22 protein-coding genes are annotated in these 20,293 nt (G+C 75.9%); 4 read left to right on the top strand and 18 right to left on the bottom strand.

The annotated features are described in order from the left end of the window. Positions 1-366 precede the first annotated feature (366 nt). The 10 genes from ACIP60_RS00530 to ACIP60_RS00575 form a co-directional block, all read right to left on the bottom strand. On the bottom strand, positions 367-1,698 hold the full coding sequence (locus ACIP60_RS00530; protein ID WP_400678652.1) for a hypothetical protein: 1,332 nt from the start codon (positions 1,696-1,698) through the stop codon (positions 367-369). Positions 1,699-1,925: 227 nt separating this feature from the next. Continuing rightward, on the bottom strand, positions 1,926-2,399 hold the full coding sequence (locus tag ACIP60_RS00535) for an SsgA family sporulation/cell division regulator (RefSeq protein ID WP_400678653.1): 474 nt from the start codon (positions 2,397-2,399) through the stop codon (positions 1,926-1,928). Beyond that, complete coding sequence (locus tag ACIP60_RS00540; RefSeq protein ID WP_400678654.1) at positions 2,396-2,629, bottom strand: hypothetical protein; 234 nt, start codon at positions 2,627-2,629, stop codon at positions 2,396-2,398. The genes ACIP60_RS00535 and ACIP60_RS00540 overlap by 4 nt, the downstream gene beginning before the upstream one ends. Positions 2,630-2,902: 273 nt before the next feature. Continuing rightward, positions 2,903-4,030, bottom strand: a complete 1,128-nt coding sequence (locus ACIP60_RS00545) for a hypothetical protein (RefSeq protein WP_400678655.1) — start codon at positions 4,028-4,030, stop codon at positions 2,903-2,905. A gap of 58 nt (positions 4,031-4,088) precedes the next feature. Next, positions 4,089-4,694 carry an SMI1/KNR4 family protein gene (locus ACIP60_RS00550; protein ID WP_400678656.1) on the bottom strand — a complete coding sequence of 202 codons (606 nt, stop codon included), beginning with the start codon at positions 4,692-4,694 and terminating at the stop codon, positions 4,089-4,091. Between the two features lie 44 nt (positions 4,695-4,738). Then, positions 4,739-4,954 (bottom strand): hypothetical protein, encoded by a 216-nt coding sequence (locus tag ACIP60_RS00555; RefSeq protein ID WP_400678657.1) that lies wholly within the window; start codon positions 4,952-4,954, stop codon positions 4,739-4,741. Between the two features lie 507 nt (positions 4,955-5,461). After that, positions 5,462-6,151, bottom strand: coding sequence for a LysR substrate-binding domain-containing protein (locus tag ACIP60_RS00560; protein WP_400679896.1), 690 nt, complete (start codon positions 6,149-6,151; stop codon positions 5,462-5,464). Beyond that, positions 6,091-6,459 (bottom strand): LysR family transcriptional regulator, encoded by a 369-nt coding sequence (locus ACIP60_RS00565; RefSeq protein WP_400678658.1) that lies wholly within the window; start codon positions 6,457-6,459, stop codon positions 6,091-6,093. The genes ACIP60_RS00560 and ACIP60_RS00565 overlap by 61 nt, the downstream gene beginning before the upstream one ends. 78 nt (positions 6,460-6,537) lie before the next feature. Further along, positions 6,538-7,329, bottom strand: a complete 792-nt coding sequence (locus ACIP60_RS00570) for a PIG-L deacetylase family protein (RefSeq protein ID WP_400678660.1) — start codon at positions 7,327-7,329, stop codon at positions 6,538-6,540. A 333-nt stretch (positions 7,330-7,662) separates the two neighbouring features. Continuing rightward, positions 7,663-8,268 carry a TetR/AcrR family transcriptional regulator gene (locus tag ACIP60_RS00575; RefSeq protein ID WP_400678661.1) on the bottom strand — a complete coding sequence of 202 codons (606 nt, stop codon included), beginning with the start codon at positions 8,266-8,268 and terminating at the stop codon, positions 7,663-7,665. A gap of 95 nt (positions 8,269-8,363) precedes the next feature. Between ACIP60_RS00575 and ACIP60_RS00580 the strand changes: the two genes are divergently transcribed. Further along, a complete protein-coding gene (locus ACIP60_RS00580; RefSeq protein WP_400678662.1) occupies positions 8,364-9,401 on the top strand; it encodes a hypothetical protein in 1,038 nt (345 codons plus the stop codon). 20 nt (positions 9,402-9,421) lie between these two features. On the opposite strand, the gene ACIP60_RS00585 is transcribed toward ACIP60_RS00580, so the two are convergent. The 6 genes from ACIP60_RS00585 to ACIP60_RS00610 all read right to left on the bottom strand — a co-directional run bounded on the left by ACIP60_RS00585 (position 9,422) and on the right by ACIP60_RS00610 (position 14,911). Beyond that, a complete protein-coding gene (locus ACIP60_RS00585; protein WP_400678663.1) occupies positions 9,422-10,441 on the bottom strand; it encodes a CU044_5270 family protein in 1,020 nt (339 codons plus the stop codon). Continuing rightward, the gene (locus ACIP60_RS00590; protein ID WP_400678665.1) at positions 10,438-11,067 is read right to left on the bottom strand and encodes an RNA polymerase sigma factor; all 630 of its coding nucleotides are present in this window, start codon (positions 11,065-11,067) and stop codon (positions 10,438-10,440) included. The genes ACIP60_RS00585 and ACIP60_RS00590 overlap by 4 nt, the downstream gene beginning before the upstream one ends. A gap of 93 nt (positions 11,068-11,160) precedes the next feature. Then, entirely contained in the window at positions 11,161-12,114 is a 954-nt protein-coding gene (locus tag ACIP60_RS00595; RefSeq protein ID WP_400678666.1) for an SAM-dependent methyltransferase, read from the bottom strand. 111 nt (positions 12,115-12,225) lie between these two features. Beyond that, positions 12,226-12,993: a cysteine hydrolase family protein gene (locus ACIP60_RS00600; protein ID WP_400678667.1), complete on the bottom strand. Its 768-nt coding sequence runs from the start codon at positions 12,991-12,993 to the stop codon at positions 12,226-12,228. 74 nt (positions 12,994-13,067) lie between these two features. Further along, entirely contained in the window at positions 13,068-14,186 is a 1,119-nt protein-coding gene (locus ACIP60_RS00605) for an isocitrate/isopropylmalate family dehydrogenase (RefSeq protein ID WP_400678668.1), read from the bottom strand. 194 nt (positions 14,187-14,380) lie between these two features. Beyond that, positions 14,381-14,911, bottom strand: a complete 531-nt coding sequence (locus ACIP60_RS00610; protein WP_400678669.1) for an EF-hand domain-containing protein — start codon at positions 14,909-14,911, stop codon at positions 14,381-14,383. A 410-nt stretch (positions 14,912-15,321) separates the two neighbouring features. Between ACIP60_RS00610 and ACIP60_RS00615 the strand changes: the two genes are divergently transcribed. Then, complete coding sequence (locus tag ACIP60_RS00615) at positions 15,322-16,755, top strand: glyceraldehyde-3-phosphate dehydrogenase (RefSeq protein WP_400678670.1); 1,434 nt, start codon at positions 15,322-15,324, stop codon at positions 16,753-16,755. A 77-nt stretch (positions 16,756-16,832) separates the two neighbouring features. Here the strand turns inward: ACIP60_RS00615 and ACIP60_RS00620 are convergent, their stop codons facing one another. Continuing rightward, positions 16,833-17,444 (bottom strand): CGNR zinc finger domain-containing protein, encoded by a 612-nt coding sequence (locus tag ACIP60_RS00620; protein ID WP_400678671.1) that lies wholly within the window; start codon positions 17,442-17,444, stop codon positions 16,833-16,835. A 195-nt stretch (positions 17,445-17,639) separates the two neighbouring features. On the opposite strand from ACIP60_RS00620, the gene ACIP60_RS00625 reads away from it, so the two are divergent. Beyond that, entirely contained in the window at positions 17,640-18,392 is a 753-nt protein-coding gene (locus ACIP60_RS00625) for an MBL fold metallo-hydrolase (protein WP_400678672.1), read from the top strand. Here the strand turns inward: ACIP60_RS00625 and ACIP60_RS00630 are convergent. Continuing rightward, positions 18,352-18,738, bottom strand: coding sequence for a helix-turn-helix domain-containing protein (locus ACIP60_RS00630; protein ID WP_400678673.1), 387 nt, complete (start codon positions 18,736-18,738; stop codon positions 18,352-18,354). The two genes, ACIP60_RS00625 and ACIP60_RS00630, sit on opposite strands and share 41 nt — an antisense overlap. 243 nt (positions 18,739-18,981) lie before the next feature. Between ACIP60_RS00630 and ACIP60_RS00635 the strand changes: the two genes are divergently transcribed. Next, a complete protein-coding gene (locus ACIP60_RS00635; RefSeq protein ID WP_400678674.1) occupies positions 18,982-20,229 on the top strand; it encodes an MFS transporter in 1,248 nt (415 codons plus the stop codon). Positions 20,230-20,293: the final 64 nt, after the last annotated feature.

Consider the following 20,293-nt stretch of genomic DNA (forward strand, 5'->3'; position numbering starts at 1 on the left):
CTCCCCGCCCCCGGGAGGAGCACCGCCGGCCCCGGCCCGGGCACCCCACCCCGGCCCCGGGGCCGGCCCCGTTCCGCCGGTGCGCCGCCGTCCACCGCCGGAGCCCCGGGCGCCCCGGGGACTCCGGGGGCCGGTGCGGGCTCCGGGGACGGTGCCTCCGGCGCCTCCGGGGACGACGGCCACGGGGGGACGGGTGAGACCAGCGGGTAGTACGAGGGATCGTTCATACCCCCATTGACCACCCGCCGCCCCGGCCCGCCAAGCAACCGGCCCGCCCGGCTCACCCCCCGGCCCGCCCGGCTCACCCCCCGGCCGGGCCGGGCCTCCGCCTGCCCCCGGACCTCCGCCCGCCCCCGGGGAACTCGGCTACCCGCCCAGCCGGGCGAACCGGCTCTCCAGGCGCGACAGTCGCAGCGTCGTCGCCGGGGAGCGCAGCGCGTCCTGCCGCTCCCGGAAGCTCGTGTACGCCCGCCGGGCCTGGTGGATGTTCCCCGCGTCCAGCTCCAGGTGCGCCAGTTGCAGCAGCGACACCCCGATCGTCCGGTGCTCGCCGGCCGGCCGGGCCCGCAGCGAGGCCCGCAGGTACGACAGCGACAGGTCGGTGGCCCGCAGCGAGCGGTGCACCTGCGCGGCCTGGTAGAGCAGGGCGGGCTCCGGGTACCGGTGCGGGCCGCCCTCCGCGGTCGCCCGCCCGGCCCACTGCTGCGCCCCCTCCAGGTGCCTGAGCGCCTCCGCCGCCCGGCGCAGCCGGGCCGCCGCCACCGCCTGCTGGGCCAGCACGAAGGCCCGCACGCCCGGTGCCGCGTCCGGCGGCAGGTGCTCGGCCGCCGCGTCCGCCAGCCGGGCCGCGTACGCCTGGTGCCCGAGCGCCCCGGCCTGGGTGCTCTGGTCGCGCAGCGCCATCGCCTGGGCCTGCCCGTCCTGCGCCTCGGCGGCCAGCTGGTACGCCAGCCGGTAGTGCCGCTGGGCCTCGCCGTGCCGGTTGTCGTCGGTGTACGTCCGCCCGACCAGGCGGACCAGCTGGGAGGCGGCGACCAGCAGTTCGCGGTGCCGCGCGCCCACGGCGGGGGACTTCGCCCAGGGCAGCACGTGGTCCCGCAGGTAGCCCAGCAGCAGGCTCCGGGCGATCGCCCCGCCGTACCCGTCGTAGTGCCGGGCGCCGAACGCCGTCATCTCCCGCACCGCCTCCACCTGCCGGGCCCCGACCCGCTCCGGGCCGGGCCGCCGTCCGGCCGGGACCAGCGGCGGCCGGGGCGCGGATCCCGCGGCCGGGGCGGATCCCACCGGGGAGCGGGGGGAGGGCAGCGTCCGGATCTGGAACAGCGGGGGCTGGGACGCCTCGTCCTGCGGTTCGCCGGAATTCGGCCAGGAATGCAGCAGGCGCAGCCCCGTCAGGGCGTCCGTCGGATCGGTCTCCGGCTCCTCGGCGGCGCTCTGCTCGGTCGGCTGGAGGCCGAGTTCGCTCCGGGAGACCGGGCGGCCCAGCCGCCGGGCGAACGCCTCCTCCAGCAACTGCGGCCCGGGCGGGCGGGGCTGGGTGCCGGACAGCCAGTGCGCCACCGTCGTCCGGTCGTAGCCCACGCTGAAGCCGCTCTCCCGGGCCACCTTCTGCAACGCGGCCGCCAGCGCGGGGCCGTTCCACCCGGCCTCCGCCATGCAGCCGCGCAGCGCGACGTTCGGACCGCGGGCGTGTGACATCGACGACTCCTCGTGCGGACCACCTCGGGGGCTGGCCTCAGAATAACGGGCGGCGCCGACCGCGAATACCGATTTCCGGCGAATACCGGCCGTTCCGCGGCCGGGACGGAAATCGACACCGCGGCGGCCGTCTCCGTTCGGTGGCGAAGGAGTGATTGACGCTGCGGTGGCCGGGTTCTCGGCCGTGGAGAATGTGATGACCCGACAGGAATATGATCGGCCCGGTGTTATTCGTATTTCTCCGGTCCCACGGCCTCGGCCAGAATCCGGCGCAGCAGCCCCCCGGCGTCCAGCAGCAGGTGCTCGGTGCCGGCCGGCACCACCCGGTGGGTCAGCTCCAGGAACTCGCGGACCGGCCCGGCCGGGGTGTGCAGCACCGCGGTCTGCCCGGGCGTGCTCAGCGCGATCGCCAGCAGGTCCCCGTCCGCGCTCGACCGCCGGATCGTCACGTCGCCGATCCCGGCCCACCCCTCCAGGCCCTCCACCAGCAGCTCGCGGGCGAACAGCCAGGTGATCGGCTCCTCCAGGTCCACGTGGCAGTCCAGGTGCACGGCGTACGGGTCGGCCCGGTGGTAGCGCAGCCGGGCGGGCACCGAGACCCGCAGCCCCGGGCACGGCGACACCGTCACGTCCAGCAGCAGCACGCAGTCCGGCCCGCCGTTGCGCCGGAGCCAGGCGCGCGGGGTGTTCTGGTGGGTCACCGGTCCTCCCTCGGACGGACGACGGACGGGGTGGTGGGGGACGCGACGGACGGGGCGGTAAGCGGCGCGGGTGGCGGGGCGGCGGGGGCCGGATCGGGCGGGGGGTGCGGGGAGAGGCGCTCCCGTTCGGGGGCCGGGTGGGCGGAGAACCGGGGCGGGGTGACCAGCCGGGACCACTCGTGGTCCCGGCGGCCGGGCACGGTGCGGCCGGACTGGTGCCAGAGGGTCACCAACCGTGCGTAGATGGGAGCTTGCTGAATCGTTTCGTCTCGGACGCCCATAGGGGCCCATGGGTCGGCACTCACGTTCGGGGATAACGACCGAACCCGGGGGCGGTCACGGCACTCGTCACCCCTCGCACCGGACGGGTGCCGTCCCGCCGCCACGGCCCCGCCGCGGTGCCCCCGTAGTGGTGAACCGGCCGCCCCGGACGCCCGTCCGACTCGTCCCGACGACGGGCGCCGGGAGGGAGGGGCCTGGAGGGGACGGGACGCGGGGCCGGGTCAGGCGGGCGCGGCCGTCCGGTCGTCGCCCGTCCCGTCCGCGGCGGCCAGGGACGCGGCCAGCGCGCGGGCCCGGTCGAAGGCCCGGACCGGGTCGGACCCGGCCGACCACGGGTGGGCGCCGCACCACGGGCCGATCCGCCGGAACTGCTCCAGCGCCAGCGCGGGCTGCCGGGACGTCAGGGCGAAGTGCGCCAGCAGGTGCCGCAGCAGCGGCACCTGGTCGTTCGACGCGGGGGTGCCGTCCAGCGCCGCCGCCACCCGGGGCAGCAGCTCCCGGTACCGGCGACCGCCGGGCAGCCCGCGCGGGCCGTGCCGCGACTCCAACTCGGTGAGCGCCTGGAGGTACAGCCCGGGCAGCGGAGACCCGGCCGGGGCGGAGTGCACCGCGCGCACCGCGAACCGCAGCATCAGCGCGTCGCTGCCGTGCCACTTGGCGCACCAGTACTGCATCGCCTGCCAGTGCCCGCCGACGTGGTGCGGGGCCCGCGCGACCACCTCCCCCCACAGCTCCCGGAACTCCCGCCGCGGCAGCCGCAACCCGCGCGCCGCCGCGATCATCACCACCCACGGGCCCGGATCGCGCCCGTCCGACTCGGCCGCCCGCCGCGCGAGTTCGTACGCCGCGGTCAGCTGCGTCCGGAACGCGGCCAGCCGCTCCGGCGCGACCTGCGCCGGGAAGCCGCTGCCGCGCGCCTCCCAGGCCCGCTGCACCAGCAGCCGGGCCCGGACCGTCGCGGCGGCGCACGGCGCCGTCCCCGCCTCCTCCCAGGCGGTCAGCCAGGCGTCGCGCTCGGCCGCCACCCGGGTCAGGAAGTCCAGCCGGGACCAGCGCTCGTCCCAGTCCGTCCCCGCCGCCGCCACGTACGCCTCGGCGGCCCGCCAGCCACCCGCCAGGCAGGAGTCCGCCAGCGCCCCCAGCTCCTTGCGGCGCAGCAGCCGCATCGGCGGCCCGGCCCGCCCCGGGTCCAACTCCGCCGAGGGCACCAGCCCGTACGCGGCCGGATCGAACCCAGCCGGGACGGCCCCCGCCCGCTCCGCCACCGGCCCCGGCCGGGGCCCGCCGGTCCGCCGCCGCGTCCACAGCATGATCATCGCGGCGAGGCCGAACACCAGAACGGGGGTCATACCGAGAATGATCGCCCACCCCCGCCCGACCCCCGGCCACGACCGCCCGTCGGCAGGCTCACCCCGCCACCGACCAGTCGAGGCCCCCGTCCGCGCCGACGACGGCGGTGACCGGCGGGGCGGAGCCGCCGAGGGCGCGGTGGCCGAGCAGGGCGGGAGCGCCGGTCGTCAGGGCGCGCGCGATGTCGTGCAGCATCGCGGTGACGGACGGCCACAGCGGGGCGTCCGGCCGCCAGGTCTCGTGGTCCCAGAGCCGGACGGCGCCGCGGGCGTCCCCCGGGCCCAGGTCCACGAACAGGGTGTCGCCGCCCGGGCTCTCCGCGATCGGCAGGAACTCCGGCCGGTAGCGGGGCGCGGGACGGCCGTCCGGGCCGACGGACTCGCCCTCGGCCGCGGCCACCTGGAGCTGGACCTCGCGGTACTCCAGGGCCGCCGGGAGCGCGAGCGGCGCGAAGGCGCCGGGGAGCCAGTGGTCCCCGTCCACGTCCGGCAACAGCCACCAGCACCGCAGCTCGGCGGGCAGCGACAGCCCGAGCGCCGCCCCGGCGGCGTCCAGCGCGTCGGGACCGGCGGCCGGCCGGAGCGGGCCCGGGCGGGTGCGGTCGTCCAACCAGGCGCGGATCGGGGCCCAGACGGCCGGGAGCGCGGATGCGGAGGTGTTCACGGCGGGTCAGTCTGCCGTACTCCGCCGACACCTCGCGGGGTGGCTCAGGACAGGTCGTGGCAGAGGCGGAACGGGTGCCCGGCCGGGTCGAACAGGACGCGGACGCGGGGCTGCGGCTGGTGGTCGGTGAGGGTGGCCCGCTGCTGGTGGGCGAGTTGGATCGGCAGTGGGAGGCGAAGGAGTGGTGCGGATCGGGCCGGATGGCGGACGGCCTGGCCCGGTTCGGCCCGGCCGCCGCGGCGGCGGCTCGGTCGCTGCACCGGTTCTGGGCGCACACCCCGCACAGCTACGAACGCCCCGCCCACCCGCGGGCGTTGCACGCGATCGACCCCGGTGCGGCGGGCCCGCTGCTGGTCGAGTCGCTCTGGGACTGCGAGGCGGACGCCCGGCACTACGCCGTCCGGCACGCACCCGGGGGCGGGCGGCCCGGCGGATGGCCGGGTTGCGGGACAGCCCGCTGGAGTCCGCGGAGCTGCGGGCGGACGCCGCGCGGCGGGTGGGGTGAACGTGCCGGCGGGCAGGGCGGAGGTGTCGAGGCCGTGGTGGACCGCGTACCCGCCCGGGTGGCCGCCGGTGCGGAAGCGGTCGAGCATCCGGTGTACGTCCGCCGGGTGCTGCTCGAACATGGAGCGGACGGCCAGGTGGCCTCACGGGCCGGCCCGGGTGGAGTCGGCGTTGTCGTACGTGTTCTGGAGGACGGTGGACAGGCGGGAGGTGTGTTTGCCTGCCTCGGCCACTGCCCGGGTGTCGGTGGCGCCCTTCAGGCCCTAGACCATGAACGCGGTATCACACGGCGGGGGAGTGGGCCGCGCGGTGGCCGGGCCTGGGCTCAGGTGCGGGGTGGGCGGAACGTCCGGGTGGCCCAGTCGTGCAGGTGGGGGGGCCTCGCCGGCGAGTTCCCGGTATGCGGCGGTGGCGGCCCCGGACAGGGTGTCGGCCAGGTCCGGGTCGATCGCGGCGCGGCGCCGCAGCAGGACGTGGCGCAGCCACAGGGGCGTTCCCAGCAGCGGCCTGACCGCGACGCCCGGTACCGGTGCGGTGCTGCCCGGCACCGGCGCCGCGCCCAGTCCGGGGGCCACCGGGTCGAGCACTTCCCGTCGCCCGTACGGCAGTTCGCGTACCGCGGCGGGGGTGAACGGGGTCGACTCGTGGGCTGCCCGGAACAGCGCGAGCCAGCACCCGCCGTCGGCGGTCGGCAGCAGTCGGCACTCGCCGGCCAGGTCGGTCGGCGCGGGTTCGGCGTGGTGGCGCAGTGGGTGGGCGGCGGGCAGGGCGACGAACACCGGCTCGGTGGCGCCCGCGCGGCCCGCCGACGGTGGCGTCGGGCGCAGTCCGGAGCCGGGGTGGTCGAGCAGCAGCGCGAGGTCGGCGGGCGGTTCGGCGTCCCCGGGCGGGGTCAGGACGAAGCACAGTTCGGGCCGCAGGTGCCGGACCCGGGCCAGGGTGCCGGGCAGCAGGGCGGTCGGTCGGCGGCCAGCCGCAGTTCGCGGTGCGGGCGCCCGCCGCCCGGGATGGCGCCCCGCCCGAGCCGGTCGACCCAGGCGAGTACCTCGCGGGCGGCGGCCAGCACCTCGGCCCCGAAGATGGTGGGCACCACCCCGGCGGCCGTCCGGTCGAACACCGCAGCACCCAAGCGCCTTTCGATCCGCCGCAGTTGGGTGCTGGTGGCGGGCTGGGACACACCGATCGCCGCCGCCGCCCGGCCCACGCTGCCGCTGTCGGCGATCGCGCGGAGCACCCGCAGGTGTCGCAGTTCCAGATCCACGGCCGACCCTCCTCGCGCGCGGGCGGCCCCGCCCCGGCGGTGACATCGGGCACTCCACGCAATGCCGCACGCGACATGTCAGTCGATTTCGCTCGCCTTCGTCTCCCGGAGCTGCCGCGTCGAGCCCCCGGACGCCGAGGGCGCGCCCGGCAGCGGGTGGTGCTGGTACCACTCGGTGCCCGCCATCCGGGCCCGGTCCGCCGGGGTCGCGGCGGCCAGCCGTCCCGGCAGGGCGCCGCGCTCCACCTCCGAGCGGTGCGCGAACACCGCCGCGAGCTTGCGGTCCAGCCAGGGGGAGACGTCCAGCGCCGTCACCTCCGCGTCCGGCACGGTGTACGCCGTCCGGCCGGGGCGCAGCAGCAGCGGGGCCAACTCGCGCGCCGCGCCGTCCGGATGGGTGGCGAGCAGCAGGCGCCGCACCCGCCAGGGGTCGCCGAGCTCCGGGTACAGGGCGGGCAGCGCGGCGGCCTGGACGGCGAGCAGCGTCAGCCGGTGGGTCTGCCGGTGGTCCGGGTGCCCGGTCATCCCCCCGTACGCGTCGTGCGTCACCACCCAGTCCGGCCGGAACTCGCGCAGCTGCGCGACCAGTTGCCGCACCGCCGGTTCCACCGGCACGTCCACCAGTCGGTCCGCGCCCGGGGCCGACTCCGGCACCTTCGCGTCCGCGTACCCCAGTAGCCGCGGCGCACCCGCGCCCAACTCGGCCAGCGCCCGAGCCAGTTCCGGCACCCGGTGGGTCCCCTCCGCCCAGGTCGCGGTCACCACGCCGGTCCGCGCCCCCGCCGCCGCGTGCCGGGCCAGCAGCCCGCCCGCCGACAGCGACTCGTCGTCCGGGTGCGCGAACACCCCCAGTACGTCCGGCAGTTCCATCCCGCCACCCACCTCTCCCGCTCCGCGCCACCGCGCGCACTCGCCGTCACGCTAGCCGGGGCGGGTCGGCGGAGGCGGGGGAAAGGGCGCGGAGACGCACCGGCGGGTGAGGGGAGGCGAACGCCTGATCAGGTCGGGGGCCGTCGAGTGCGGTGCGGGGGGTGTTCAGGGGGTCGGGGCGGCGGGGCAGGTGCAGGGCGCGCACTCGCCGTCACGCTAGCCGGGGCGGGTCGGCGGAGGCGGGGGAAAGGGCGCGGAGACGCACCGGCGGGTGAGGGGAGGCACGAACGCCTGATCAGGTCGGGGGGCCGTCGAGTGCGGTGCGGGGGGTGTTCAGGGGGTCGGGGCGGCGGGGCAGGTGCAGAGCGGGGCGAAGGCGCGGGTGGCGGCCGTGGCGAGGGCGGTGGCGACGGTGGCGGGCGGGTCGCCGGCCAGGACGCGGCGGCGCAGTTCGCGCAGGGTCGCGCGGTGGAGGCCGGCCAGGGCGCCGGCCAGCAGGGGCGCGGTGGGGGAGGAGGGCAGGGCGGCGGCGAGGGCGGACTCGACGCGTTCGCCGATCTCGCGTTCGCGGGCGCGCAGCGCGGGGCTGGCCTCGACGGTGCGGAAGAAGCCGGCCGAGCCGGGGCCGAGCCCGATCGCCGGGTCGCCCCGTTCGAGCGCGGCGCACAGGTCGTCGCGGACGGCCGCCGCCGGGCAGCAGGTGCCGGGCGGCAGCGGGTCGACCAGGGCGGCGAGGTGGCGCTCGACCTCGGACTGCCGGTCGAAGAACAGGTCCTCCTTGGTCGGGAAGTAGTTGAACACCGTGTTGGTCGACACGCCCGCGTGCCGGGCCACCTCGGCGACGGTGACCCGGTCGAAGCCGTGCTCCAGGAACAGCGGGAGCGCGGCGTCCGCGATCGCGGTGCGGGTCTGCTGCTTCTTGGTCTCGCGAAGGCCCATGGCGCCCATCGTACGGAATGGTAGGGTCACTGAAAAATTGGTGTGACACCAAGATTCTCTCGGGATGCCCGGTGCCGGGCGGCGAGGAGGCCGGAATGAACGGAACGACCGGAGCGGGCGGAACGACCGGAGCGAATGGGACGGGCGGCTCCGGGTTCGGGTTCGGGATCTACCCGGGCGCGCTGCTCGGCGACGAGCGCGGCGTCCTCCATCCCGTCCGGCCCGACGACCCGGTCCGGCTGGCCCGGGCGCTCGACCTGTTGCAGGGCGCCGAACCCGGCTTCCGGATCCGGATCTACCGGTCCTTCGCCCGCACCGTCACCCCGCCGCCGCAGACCCCCGACGGCTGGCGGCCGTACCTCGACCGGCCGGGTCGGCGGATCGACCTGGTCCTCCAGTTCCGCGAACCGAGCGGCAGCCTGGACGGCTGGGAGGCGTACGTCCGGGCCCAGGTGCGCGAACTCGGCGGCCGGCTCGGCGCGGTGCAGGTCTGCGAGGAGCCCAACGCCGACCTGCCGGTGCTGGACGGCAGCACCCCCAACGTGCTGGCCGCCCTGGTCGCCGGGGTGGTCGCCGCCAAGGACGAGGTGCGCGCGCTCGGCCTCGACGCCGCCGTCGGCTTCAACGCCGTCCCGTCCTTCGATCCCGCTGCGACCTTCTGGCCCGAGTTGGGGCGCCTCGCCGACCGGGCCTTCCTGGACGCGCTCGACTACGTCGGCCTGGACTTCTTCCCGGACGTCTTCCACCCCGTCCCGCCCGAGCGCCTCGCCGACGCCACCGCCTGGGTGCTGCACGCCTTCCGGCACGCCGACCTGCCGAAAGCCGGCATCCCGGCCGGAACGCCGATCCGGATCTGCGAGAACGGCTGGCCCACCGGGCCCGGCCGCCCCGAGGACGCGCAGGCCAGGGCGCTGGAGACGGTGATCCGCACCGTCGCCGACCGGGCCGGGCCGCTCAACATCGACGGCTACAGCCTGTTCGCCCTGCGCGACGCGGACAGCTCCGGCGAGAGCCTGTTCCACCACTTCGGACTGCTGCGCGACGACCACTCGCCCAAGCCGGCCTTCGACACCTACCGCCGCCTGATCGCCGAACTAGGGCCAGAGCTAAGGGGGTTGGTGGGGCAGGGCTGAGGTCGGGGCCCGACGGTCGCTCAGGGCGCGGGTACCTCACCCGCCTTGTCGGTGACCGCGCGGCGCAGCACGGCGGTGTCGAAGGTGGCGCCGACGGGGTCGCCGCCCTCGAAGGTGACGAGGCGGACGCTGTGGCTGCCGAGGTACTCGCAGCTGTGCGGGTCGAAGATCAGCTCCGTCCGGTCGGTCGCGTCCGCCCGGATCACGCCGATGCCGTGACGCCCGGTCAGGTCGACGGCGGCGAGGTCGAAGGTGGCGCCCGGGACGGCGGCGGCGGCCTGGCAGAAGGCGGCGGCGACCCGGGGGGTGAGCAGTTGGGTGGAGACGAGGTTGGAGATGACCCGGAACGCGGCACCGTCCGCGTCGCCGTCGCCGCCCTCGGGGTGCTGGGCGCGGATCTGCTCCAGGAGTGCCTGCGGGTCGGTGGGCAGGGCGGCCAGGTAGGCGTGGTTCGGGACGAGCAGACCGGTCGGCAGGCCACCCGAGTTGGGGCTGAAGGACATCCGGCCGTTGTGCGGATCGATGATCACGCCGTCGGTGCGGCCGTCCAGCGCGATCCACTCCCGGCGCACGCAGGCGTCCTCGCCGGAGAAGCGCTGGAGCGTCTCGCTGTAGAGGAACTGACTGCCGTCCACCTGCGGCACCGGCTTCGACGCGGCGGCCTGCGCGGCGGCGGCGAACGCCTGCCGGGCGTCCGTCACCCCGGCGGGCGCGGAGCCGGGTGCCGGGATGGCGGGCGCGGAGGCCCGGTCGGTGGGGGCGGTGCCGTCCGGGCAGGTGGAGGGGGTGGCGGAGGTGGGGAAGAGGGGCGCGGCGCCGGCCCGGGTCGTCGGGGCCGGGTCGCCCGCCGGGTGGCCGGTGGCGAGCAGGGCCACGGCCGCGGCCAGGCCGACCACCAGCGGGGGCGCGACCAGCCAGCCCCGCCGCCTGCGCGGCCGTCGCGCCGCGGTGGTGGCGTGGTCCCTGGCGATCTCGTTCATCAGGTGCTCCTTCAGCAGCCGCTCGCGGTCGGCGGGGAGCGTTCCGGGTTCGTGGTTCATCGCGCGTTCCCCTGGATCGACCGGGCGACTCCGTAGCCGCCGTCCCGTACCTGTCCGCCGCTCGGCCCGGGTTCCCGGTCCTCCGTCAACTCCCGTTCGGCCAGGGCCCGCAGCCGCGCCCTGGCCCGGGACAGCCGGGACCGCACGGTGCCGACCGGCACCCCGAGCGCCTCGGCGGCGGACGCGTAGTCCAGCCCGACCCACACGCACAGCCGGAAGACCTCCCGTTCGCCGCGCCGCAGCCCGGCCAACGCGCGCTGCACCGCCGCGAGTTGGGCGTGGTCGTCGAGCCGGGTCACCAGCTCCTCGGCGAAGTCCGGCACCGGCTCGCGCTCCGGCAGCCGGGCCATCGCCGCCCGGTGCCGCCGCCCGGCCCGCGCCGTGTTCCGCAGCACGTTGGTGGCGATGCCGAACAGCCACGGCCGGACCGACTCCCCGTCCTCCCGGAGCTTCCCGCGCAGCCGCCACGCCTCCAGGAAGGTCAGCGACACCACGTCCTCCGCCGCCGCCCAGTCCCCCAGCGCCCGCAGCGCGTAGCCGTACAGGGCCTGGGCGTGCTCGTCGAAGAGCTCCCCCAGCGCCGTCTGTTCCCCCGCCCGCAGCCGGGCCCGTTGCGACAGTTCCACACCCCTCCCTGTCCGTCCGCCCGCCCGGGTTCCCGTGAGCCGCGTCACACCGGGGATCGACGGGGATCGACGGGGGCCGGGGCCGGGAGAACGTCAGGGGAGCCGGACCACCGTCCTGGCGCCGGTGTGCTTGACGCAGGTCACCCAGCGGTTGGCGGCGAGTGCGTCGTGGGGTTCGGGGCGCAGGCGGGAGGCGGGGGCGTGGTCGAAGGGGGTGCGGACGGTGGTGGTCCAGCCGTGGGCGGCCAGGGTGGCGGCGGTGTTCGGGCGGGGGCCGGGGGCGAACAGGGCCAGCAGGTCGACGCCGAGCCGTTCGCGGGCGTCCGCGTAGACGGGGGCGGCCCGGACGGTGGGGGACTCCAGGCCGGTCTTGATCTCGTAGGCGAGGGTGCTGCCGGGGGCGCTGAGGCCGTCCAGGGCGGTGGCGACGGCGAGTTCGCTCTCGGCGGGGAGGTACAGGAACAGGCCCTCGGCCAGCCAGGCGACCGGCCGGGACGGGTCGAGTCCGGCGGCGGTCAGGGCACCCGTCCAGTCGTCGCGCAGGTCGACCGGGACGGTGCGGCGGTGGGCGGTGGGGGCCGCGTCCAGGCGGTCCAGGACGCGCTGCTTGAAGCGGAGCACCTCGGGGCGGTCCAGCTCCCACACAGTGGTGCCGGCCGGCCAGGGCAGCCGGTGGGCCCGGCTGTCCAGCCCGGCGCCGAGCAGGACGACCTGCCGGGTGCCGGCGGCGGTCGCGGCGAGCAGGTGGTCGTCCAACACCCGGGTGCGCAGGGCGAAGTAGGTGGCCAGCCGTTCCCAGACCGGGTCGCCCGGGACCACCCGGGCCGGGTCGTCCGGCCAGTCGGCGCAGCCGGGCGAGGCGCGGACGAAGTGGGCCGCGAACGGGTCGACGGCCAGCGCCTCGCTCCGGCGCGCCTCCAGCGCGCGGGCGTTGGCGACCAGCAGGGCGGTCCGGCCGACCCCGGCTTCGACCCCGGGGTCGGGGCGGGCGGAATCGGGGTGGGCGGGGCCGGTGGTACCGGGGCTGGTGGTGCCGAGTGCGGTCACTGCCGGACCGCCGTGGTGCGGTGGGTCTCGTGGGTCCCGTGGGTTCCGGGCATGGCTCTCTCGCAGAGGGTAGGTGTGCGGGTGGTGCGGGGTGCGGCCGGGCGGGAGTGGTCACCGCCGGGTCGCTGCGGCCCCGGTCTGCTCCGGCTCCGCGCCGGTGGCACCGGCGGGACGGGTGGGCTCGGCGGGCTCGGCGGGCTCGGCGGGGTCGGGGAAGGCGGGGAACTCCGTGAGTTCGGTGAAGGGCCGGCGGTCCAGTTCGGTGATCCGCGCGCCGTAGACCCGGCTCATGAAGCGCAGGATGTCGGCGTCCGCCAGGTGCAGGGCGGTGGTGCAGTCGCGCAGCACGGTGAGGTGGAAGCCGCGCTGGAAGGCGGTGCGGGCGGTGGAGTCCACGCAGACGTCGGTGAACAGGCCCGCCAGGACGAGGTGGCGCAGGCCGCGGCGGCGCAGGTGGGGTTCGAAGTCCGGGTCCTGGAAGGTGTCGAAGCAGGCGCGCTTGGTGAACACCGCCTCCTCGGGGCGGGGCCGCACGCCGTGGAACTCGGCGCCCCAGCTGCCCTCCAGGCACTTGGGCCGCTTGCCGAGCCGGGCGTCCCGGCGCTGCCAGGCCGAGCCCTGGTAGGCGGGGTCGCCGAGGAAGCGGACGAACAGCACCTCGACGCCCGCCTCCCGGGCCAGCCGCACCGCGCGGACGCTGCCCTCGACGGCCCGGGCCAGCAGCGCGGGGTCGCCGGGGAAGCGGGCGGCGGCGACCTCGCCCGCGCAGAAGTCGTTCTGGAGGTCGACCACCACCAGCGCCGTCCCGGCGGAGGCGTCCGGCCCCCGGTCGTCCCGGTCGTCCCGGTCGTCCCGGGCCCCGGGCACCGCGACGGCCATGCCCTCAGCGCCCTCAGCGCTCGCCGGGCCCTCAGCGCCCTCAGCGCCCTCAGCGCCCGCCGCGCCCTCAGCGTTCATCGGGAGCCCGCCGGCGCGGCAGCGGTGTCGGCCGTGGCACCGTCGGCGGCTCCGGCCGGGCTCGGCACGAACGTTCCTGCAAAGGCGGAAAGGACCGCGTCCACGACCGCGGTGGTCCCGGCCGTCCCGCCGAGGTCGGGGGTGCGGGCCCCGGCGGCCTGGGCGGCGGTGATCGCGGCTTCCACGGCGGCCTCCGCGCCCGGGCAGTCGGCGTGCCGTTCGGCGATCCGAGCGGCGGCCCGGATGGTGGCGACGGGGTTGACCAGGTCGCGGCCCGCGAGGTCGTCGGCGGAGCCGTGCACGGTCTGGTACTCGGTGAGTCCGGCCAGCTCCGGGTGCAGGTGGACGTTCTCGGTGCAGCGGTTCTCCTGCCGCTCGGAGCCGTAGCGGTCGAGCAGGACGACGTGCATGATGTCGGCCCACTCGTTGCCGGCGACCAGCAGGGTGCGGTCCTCGGGGCCGTGCGCGATCAGGTTGCGGTTCACCGTGTCGGGCTGGAACAGGGCGACGTCCAGGCCGAGTTCGGCGGACAGGCCCTCCGCCCAGTCATCCAGCGCCCCGTCCAGCAGGTGGTACTTGTAGGCGAGTTGCACCCGGGCGGGGCCCTCGGCCCACAGTTCGCGGGCGCGGCGCACCGCGTAGCGCACCACCTGTTCGGTGACGTCGCGGCTGAACTCCATGGTGCGCACCACCCTGCCGGGGGTGTGCAGGTTCTCGCCGGTGTAGAAGCCCTGGGCCTGGTCGCGGACCAGCAGCAGCCGGGCCGTCCCGGCGGTGAGCGGTTCGACCTTGACGGCGGCCAGCCGCTGCCGGACCAGGTACAGCGACTGGGCGTTGATCGCGGTGCGGAAGACCGCCCGGGCCCCGGCGGCGGCCTGGTCGCGGCAGAACCGCTCGTAGTGCGCGGCGTCCTGCTCGGTGAGCGCGGCGATCTCCGCGGTGCCGGCGGCCTCGGCGCGCAGGGACACGTACGAGTGGTAGGTGCGCGGTGACCGCTCCACCCGGACCGGTCGGCCGTGCAGCCGGGTGATCCGGTCGAGCACCCGCTCGAAGACGGGGGCGAGGTCCGGGCCGGTGCCGCGGCCGACGGCGAGGGCGATGAGGGGTGCGGTCACTGCGGGGCTCCTTGGGAGGTGGTGCGGGAGGCGTCGGCGGCCGGGTGGTTCCGGCCGCCGTCCGGCCGGGCACTCGGGGTGCCGAGTACCCGGCTGGACGGCGGCGTGGCTGGCGCCGGCGCCGGCGGGGCCGGCGTCGGTGCGGACGTTCCGGTGTCGGAGGGGACGTTCCGGTGTCGGGGCGGCGGGTCGGGTCAGAAGGTCTCCGGGACCAGCTGGTCGCCGGGGATGCCGGTCTTCTCGGGGGAGTAGTAGTCGCGGATGCCCTCGGCCCACACGCCGACGGTGATCCGGTCCTCGGCGTCCGGCCCGAAGGCGTCGAACAGCGACTCGATGTTGGGCTTCTCGAAGCCGATCGCGGTCATCAGGGAGAGGAACCGGGGCCGTTCGATCAGGCCGTCCCCGTCCGGGTCGCCGAGGACGGCCAGCGCGTCGGCGAAGGCCGCGGCGGTGGCGCCGAACAGCTCGGTGTTGAGCACGAAGCCGCGGAACTCCTCCGGGCTGATCAGTCCGTCCCGGTTGGTGTCCAGCGTCTCCGCCAGCACCTGCCAGTAGCGGCTGAGGCTGTCGGCGAGCGCCTGCCGGTCGGCGGCCGGCGAGTCGTCGGCCACGGTCAGCAGGCGCTCCGTCATCAGGTCGAAGTCCTCGACGTCGAGCACCCCGTTCCCGTTGGTGTCGAACAGGGTGAACACCAGTGCGGCCCGCTGGAAGGCCTCATGTCCCATGGGTAGTCGTCCCGTCGCTCGCGGCGGGCCCGACCTGCGCGGCCTGGCCTCGGCCGGGAACTCCTACTCTGCCGGTAAACCGGGCCCGTTGTCCCGGAAACTGACCGCTCGTCACTCACGGGAGTGACTAATGTTACCCAAGTGATTATTGTCACGTCCTGTGACCGTCCGGGCGGCAACTGACGGGCCGTCATGTCCGGTGGTCCGTCCGGCCCGACCGGCCGCCGCCGGAGGGCGGTGTGGCGGCCGTCACGCCCGGTGGGCCGCCCGGGGGCGGGCGGGCGCGGGCGGCCGGGGGGAGCGGCACCGGGCGGGCGCGGAAGCCGAAGCTAGCATGGGGCGCGCCTTAGCTCGGCCAACCCTCAGAACCGGCCGACCCTCAGCTCGGCCCACCCCCCGAAAGTTGAATTGTGACTGTCAACGACGACGTGTTCACGGACTGGAAGAACCGCGAGGAGCTCGCGGAGACGATGATCCCGATCATCGGACGGCTCCACCGCGAGCGGGACGTCACCGTCCTGCTGCACAGCCGCTCCCTGGTGAACAAGTCGGTGGTCAGCATCCTGAAGACGCACCGCTTCGCCCGCCAGATATCCGGCGAGGAACTCTCGATCACCGAGACCTTCCCCTTCCTCCGGGCCCTCTCCTCGCTCGACCTCGGCCCGTCCCAGATCGACCTCGGCCTGCTCGTCGCCGCCCACCGCGCCGACGACCGCGGCCTGTCCGTGGCGGAGTTCACCGCCGAGGCGGTGTCGGGTGCGACCGGCGCCCACAAGATCGAGCGGCAGGCCCCGCGCGACGTGGTGCTGTACGGCTTCGGCCGGATCGGCCGCCTGCTGGCCCGCCTGCTGGTCGAGAAGGCCGGCGGCCTGCGGCTGCGCGCCATCGTGGTGCGCGACGGCGGCGGCGACGACCTGGTCAAGCGCGCCTCGCTGCTGCGCCGCGACTCCATCCACGGCCAGTTCCAGGGCACCATCACCGTGGACGAGGCGACCAACACCATCGTCGCCAACGGCAACGCGATCCAGGTGATCTACTCGAACGACCCGAGCGAGGTGGACTACACCGCGTACGGGATCGACGACGCCATCCTGATCGACAACACCGGCCGCTGGCGCGACCGCGAGGGCCTGTCCAAGCACCTGCGCCCCGGCATCGCCAAGGTCGTGCTGACCGCCCCGGGCAAGGGCGACGTCCCGAACGTCGTGCACGGCGTCAACCACGACACCGTCAAGCCGGACGAGCGGATCATCTCCTGCGCGTCCTGCACCACCAACGCGATCGTGCCGCCGCTCAAGGCGATGGACGAGGCGTACGGCGTGCTGCGCGGCCACGTGGAGACCGTCCACTCGTTCACCAACGACCAGAACCTGCTGGACAATTACCACAAGGCCGACCGCCGGGGCCGCTCCGCGCCGCTCAACATGGTGATCACCGAGACCGGCGCCGCCTCCGCCGTCGCCAAGGCGCTCCCGGACCTCAAGGCGAAGATCACCGGCAGCTCGATCCGCGTCCCCGTGCCGGACGTCTCGATCGCCATCCTCAACCTCCAGCTGGCCCGCGAGACCACCCGCGAGGAGGTCCTCGACCACCTGCGGGACGTCTCGCTGACCTCCCCGCTCAAGCGGCAGATCGACTTCATCGACTCGCCCGACGCGGTCTCCAGCGACTTCATCGGTTCCCGGCACGCCTCGATCGTGGACGCGGGCGCGACCAAGGTCGAGGGCGACAACGCGATCCTGTACCTGTGGTACGACAACGAGTTCGGCTACTCCTGCCAGGTCGTCCGGGTCGTCCAGCACGTCTCCGGCGTCGAGTACCCGACCTTCCCGGCCGCGCACTGACGCGACGGCGGACGGCGGTAGCGGACCCCGGTCGGCCTGCGGGCCGGCCGGGGTCCCCGCATCTCCCCGACGGCCCGTCAGCCCTGTTCCGCCGCGCGCTTCCTGGCGTAGGCGCGGGCTGCCCGGACGCGGTCGCCGCAGCGGGTCGAGCACCAGTGCCGGGCGGCGTGGGTGCGGACGTAGAACCGGGTGCACGGGGTGCCGCCGCAGCGGGCCAGCCGGGCCGCGTCCGGGCCGGTGAGCAGCTCGGCGGCGTCGGCGGCGAGCCGGGCCATCGCCCCGTCGGCGATCCGGTCGGCCGGGTGCGGCGGGCTGCGGTGCAGGCCCCGCTCGGCGTCCCAGCGCAGTAGCGGTACCGCCGGGGCCGCGGTCAGCGCCCCGTTCACCGCCGCCAGCGCCCCGGGCGGGGCGGGCCGCCCGGCGACCGCGGCGTCCAGCAGCTCGCGCACCGCGTTCCGGAACGTCCGCAGCCGGACGGTGCACGGCTCCAGCACCCGCCCGCCCTCCGGGGCCAGCCCGTGCTCCACCAGCCACGCGGAGGCCGGTCCGGGCGCCGCCAGCAGGTCCAGCGGCCCGGCCGGGAGGGCCAGGAGCGAGTTGGCGAAGTCCAGCGCCGGGTACTGCTCGGCCCCGGGCGCGGGCGGCGGCGCGGTGGGGGCGGCGGAGGTGGTCGGGCTCATGTCCCTCATGGTAAAGGCCGGTATTGGCCGTGAGGAGGGGTGTGGAGGTTGATATGTCGACTGATCGATCCGCGGTGGGAGGTGGCCGTCCCCTCTCTCGATCTCACGGGAAAGCTTGCCGTTCTCCGTGAGGTGTCGCTAGATTCTCCTCACGGAGAAAATCCAGTTTTCCCGTGAGGGAACTGACGTCGCGTGAGGTGCGCCATGACCGCTGTCCCCGCTCTGCCCACCGTTCCCGTCCGGGTCTTCGGCGGCCCCACCGCCCTGATCGAGTACGGCGGCCTGCGCCTGCTCACCGACCCGACCTTCGACGCCCCCGGCGACTACCCGCGCGGCGACGGCCGGTTCCTCACCAAGACCCTCCCGGGCACCGTCGACCCCGCCGCCCTCGGACCGGTCGACGCCGTCCTGCTCTCGCACGACGAGCACCCCGACAACCTCGACCACGGCGGGCGCGCCCTGCTCGCCGACGTCCCGCTCACCCTCACCACCCGCGGCGGAGCCGAACGCCTCGGCGGCACCGCCCGCGGCCTCGCCCCCTGGGAGCGCGTCGAGTTGGGGCCCGTCACCATCACGGCCGTGCCCGCCCAGCACGGCCCCGACGGCAGCGAACCACTGGTCGGCGAGGTGATCGGCTTCGTCCTCACCGGCGACGGCCTGCCCGTCGTCTACGTCAGCGGCGACAACGCCTCGCTCGACGTCGTCCAGCGGATCGCCGACCGGGTCGGCCCCGTCGACACCGCCGTCCTGTTCGCCGGCGCCGCCCGCGTCGGCATCCTCGACAACGCCCTGCTCACCCTCGACAGCACCCGCGCCGCCCGGGCCGCCCGCATCCTCGGCGCCCGCCGCGTCGTCCCCGTCCACTACGACGGCTGGGCCCACTTCACCGAGGGCCGCGAGCCGCTGCTCGCCGCCTTCACCGAGGCCGGGCTCGCCGACGTCCTCGAACTGCCCTGACCCCGTCCGCGCCGACGGGAAGCCCGCACACGGCCCCGGCCCGGCACCCGAACGAATCGGGCCTCGGGCCGGTGGGTGCGGTGGGGAAGCTCTGCCGGAGCGAGAGGTTGAACAGGTGGGCGAACAGGCCGCCGGTCCGGAAGGACCGGTCCGGTTCGTCCGGCAGTTCGAGCGGGATCGGCCGGTCCGCCGTCTCCACGTCGGCGATCACGGTTTTCCCGCGCCGGAGTTCGTCGGCGAGCATCGCGAGGGAGGGGCCGCGCTGCTTGCGGAGTTTGCGCAGCTGGTAGCCGAAGAGGTCCCGTGCCGAGCGGTCGGGGTGGAGGACTCGTTCCGGCGGGACCATGGCGCTTCTCCCTCGGTGCGCGGCGGGGTGGGTGCGGTCCAGGCCGGCCACAGGCGGTTACGAGCGGAGAGGGGAACGTGACGAAAAGTCACCGGTAGGTGTCTGTGTGGATTCGGCCCTCGATCGGCCTGGGAGACAACACATGGTTGTGGAGGGGGCGCGTGCTGGTTGTTTGACCTGCGGTTGCCCCGCTTGCTTGGCTCTCCCCGGTCAACGGTGGTGTGTGCGACGGGGAGCGGCCGGGTGGGCAGGAGAGCGCTGGGGCGGCAGTTCGACCGGCTGTGGGCGGCGTACGCGGTCAGTGCGTACGGGTCCGGGCTGGGGTTCGGGGCGCTGCCGCTGATCGCCGTGCTGGTGCTGCACGCCGGGCCCGCCGAGGTGTCGGTGCTGTCGGCGGTGGGACCGGCGGTGGGGGCGCTGGTCGCGGTGCCGTTGGCGCCCCGGGTGGAGTTCCGGCGCAAGCGGCCGGTGATGGTGGCGGCGGACCTGGCCCGGTGCGCGGCGATGGCGAGCGTTCCGGCGGCGTACGCGCTCGGCCTGCTCGGGTTCGGCCAGTTGCTGCTGGTGTCGGTGGTGGTCGCCGCCGCGAAGATCGCGTTCAACGCGGCCAGTGGCGCCCACCTCAAGGCGCTGGTCCGGCCGGAGGACCTGCTGGTGGCCAACTCCCGGCTGGAGTCGACCAACTGGAGCTCGATCGCGATCGGCCCGCCGCTCGGCGGGGCCGCGATCGGGGCGTTCGGGCCGGTCGTCACCGTGCTGGCCGACGCGGTCAGCTACCTGCTCTCCGCGCTCGGCATCGCCGCGATCGGCGGCCGGGAGGAGCCGCCGCCGCCCCGGCCCGGCGGCCCCGGCCCGGTCCGGGCGGGCGGGGTGCTCGACGGCTGGCGGCACCTGCTGGGCGACCCCGAACTGCGGGCGCTGTACCTCAACAACCTGCTGGTCTCCGGCCTGATCATGGCCACCGAACCGCTGCTCGCCGTCCTGCTGCTGCGCCAACTCGCCTTCCCCCCTTGGCAGTACGCCCTCGCCTTCGCGGCCCCCTGCCTCGGCGGCCTGCTCGGCTCCCGGCTGGCCCACCGGGTGGTGGCCCGCTACGGCCGCCCCGCGGTCTTCCGGACCGTCGGCACCCTGCGCGCCGTCTGGCTGATCGGCCTGGTGTTCGTCCGCCCGGGCCTGCCCGGACTGCTCACCGTGATCGCCGTCGAGCTGGCGATCGTCGTCCACATGAGCCTCTACACCCCCGTGCTCGCCACCCACCGCCTCGAACGCACCCCCGCCCACCTGCTGGCCCGCACCCTGACCGCCTGGTCGATCGGCCAGCAGGCCGCCACCGCCGCGCTCACCGCCCTCGGCGGCCTGCTCGCGCACGCCACCGGCCCCCGCACCGCCCTCGCCACCGCGGGCCTGCTCATGCTCGGGACCCCGTTCCTGCTGCCCCGCCGCCCCCGCGCCCCGCACCCCGCACCGGCCCCCGCGCCCGGCCGCCCGTGACCCGCGCCCGGCCCCGGGCCCCCCGCCGCCGCCCCGGGCGACGGTGGCGGGTGCCAGGATGGGC

This window comes from Kitasatospora sp. NPDC088783 (assembly GCF_044750705.1).
Classification (GTDB): domain Bacteria; phylum Actinomycetota; class Actinomycetes; order Streptomycetales; family Streptomycetaceae; genus Kitasatospora; species Kitasatospora fiedleri.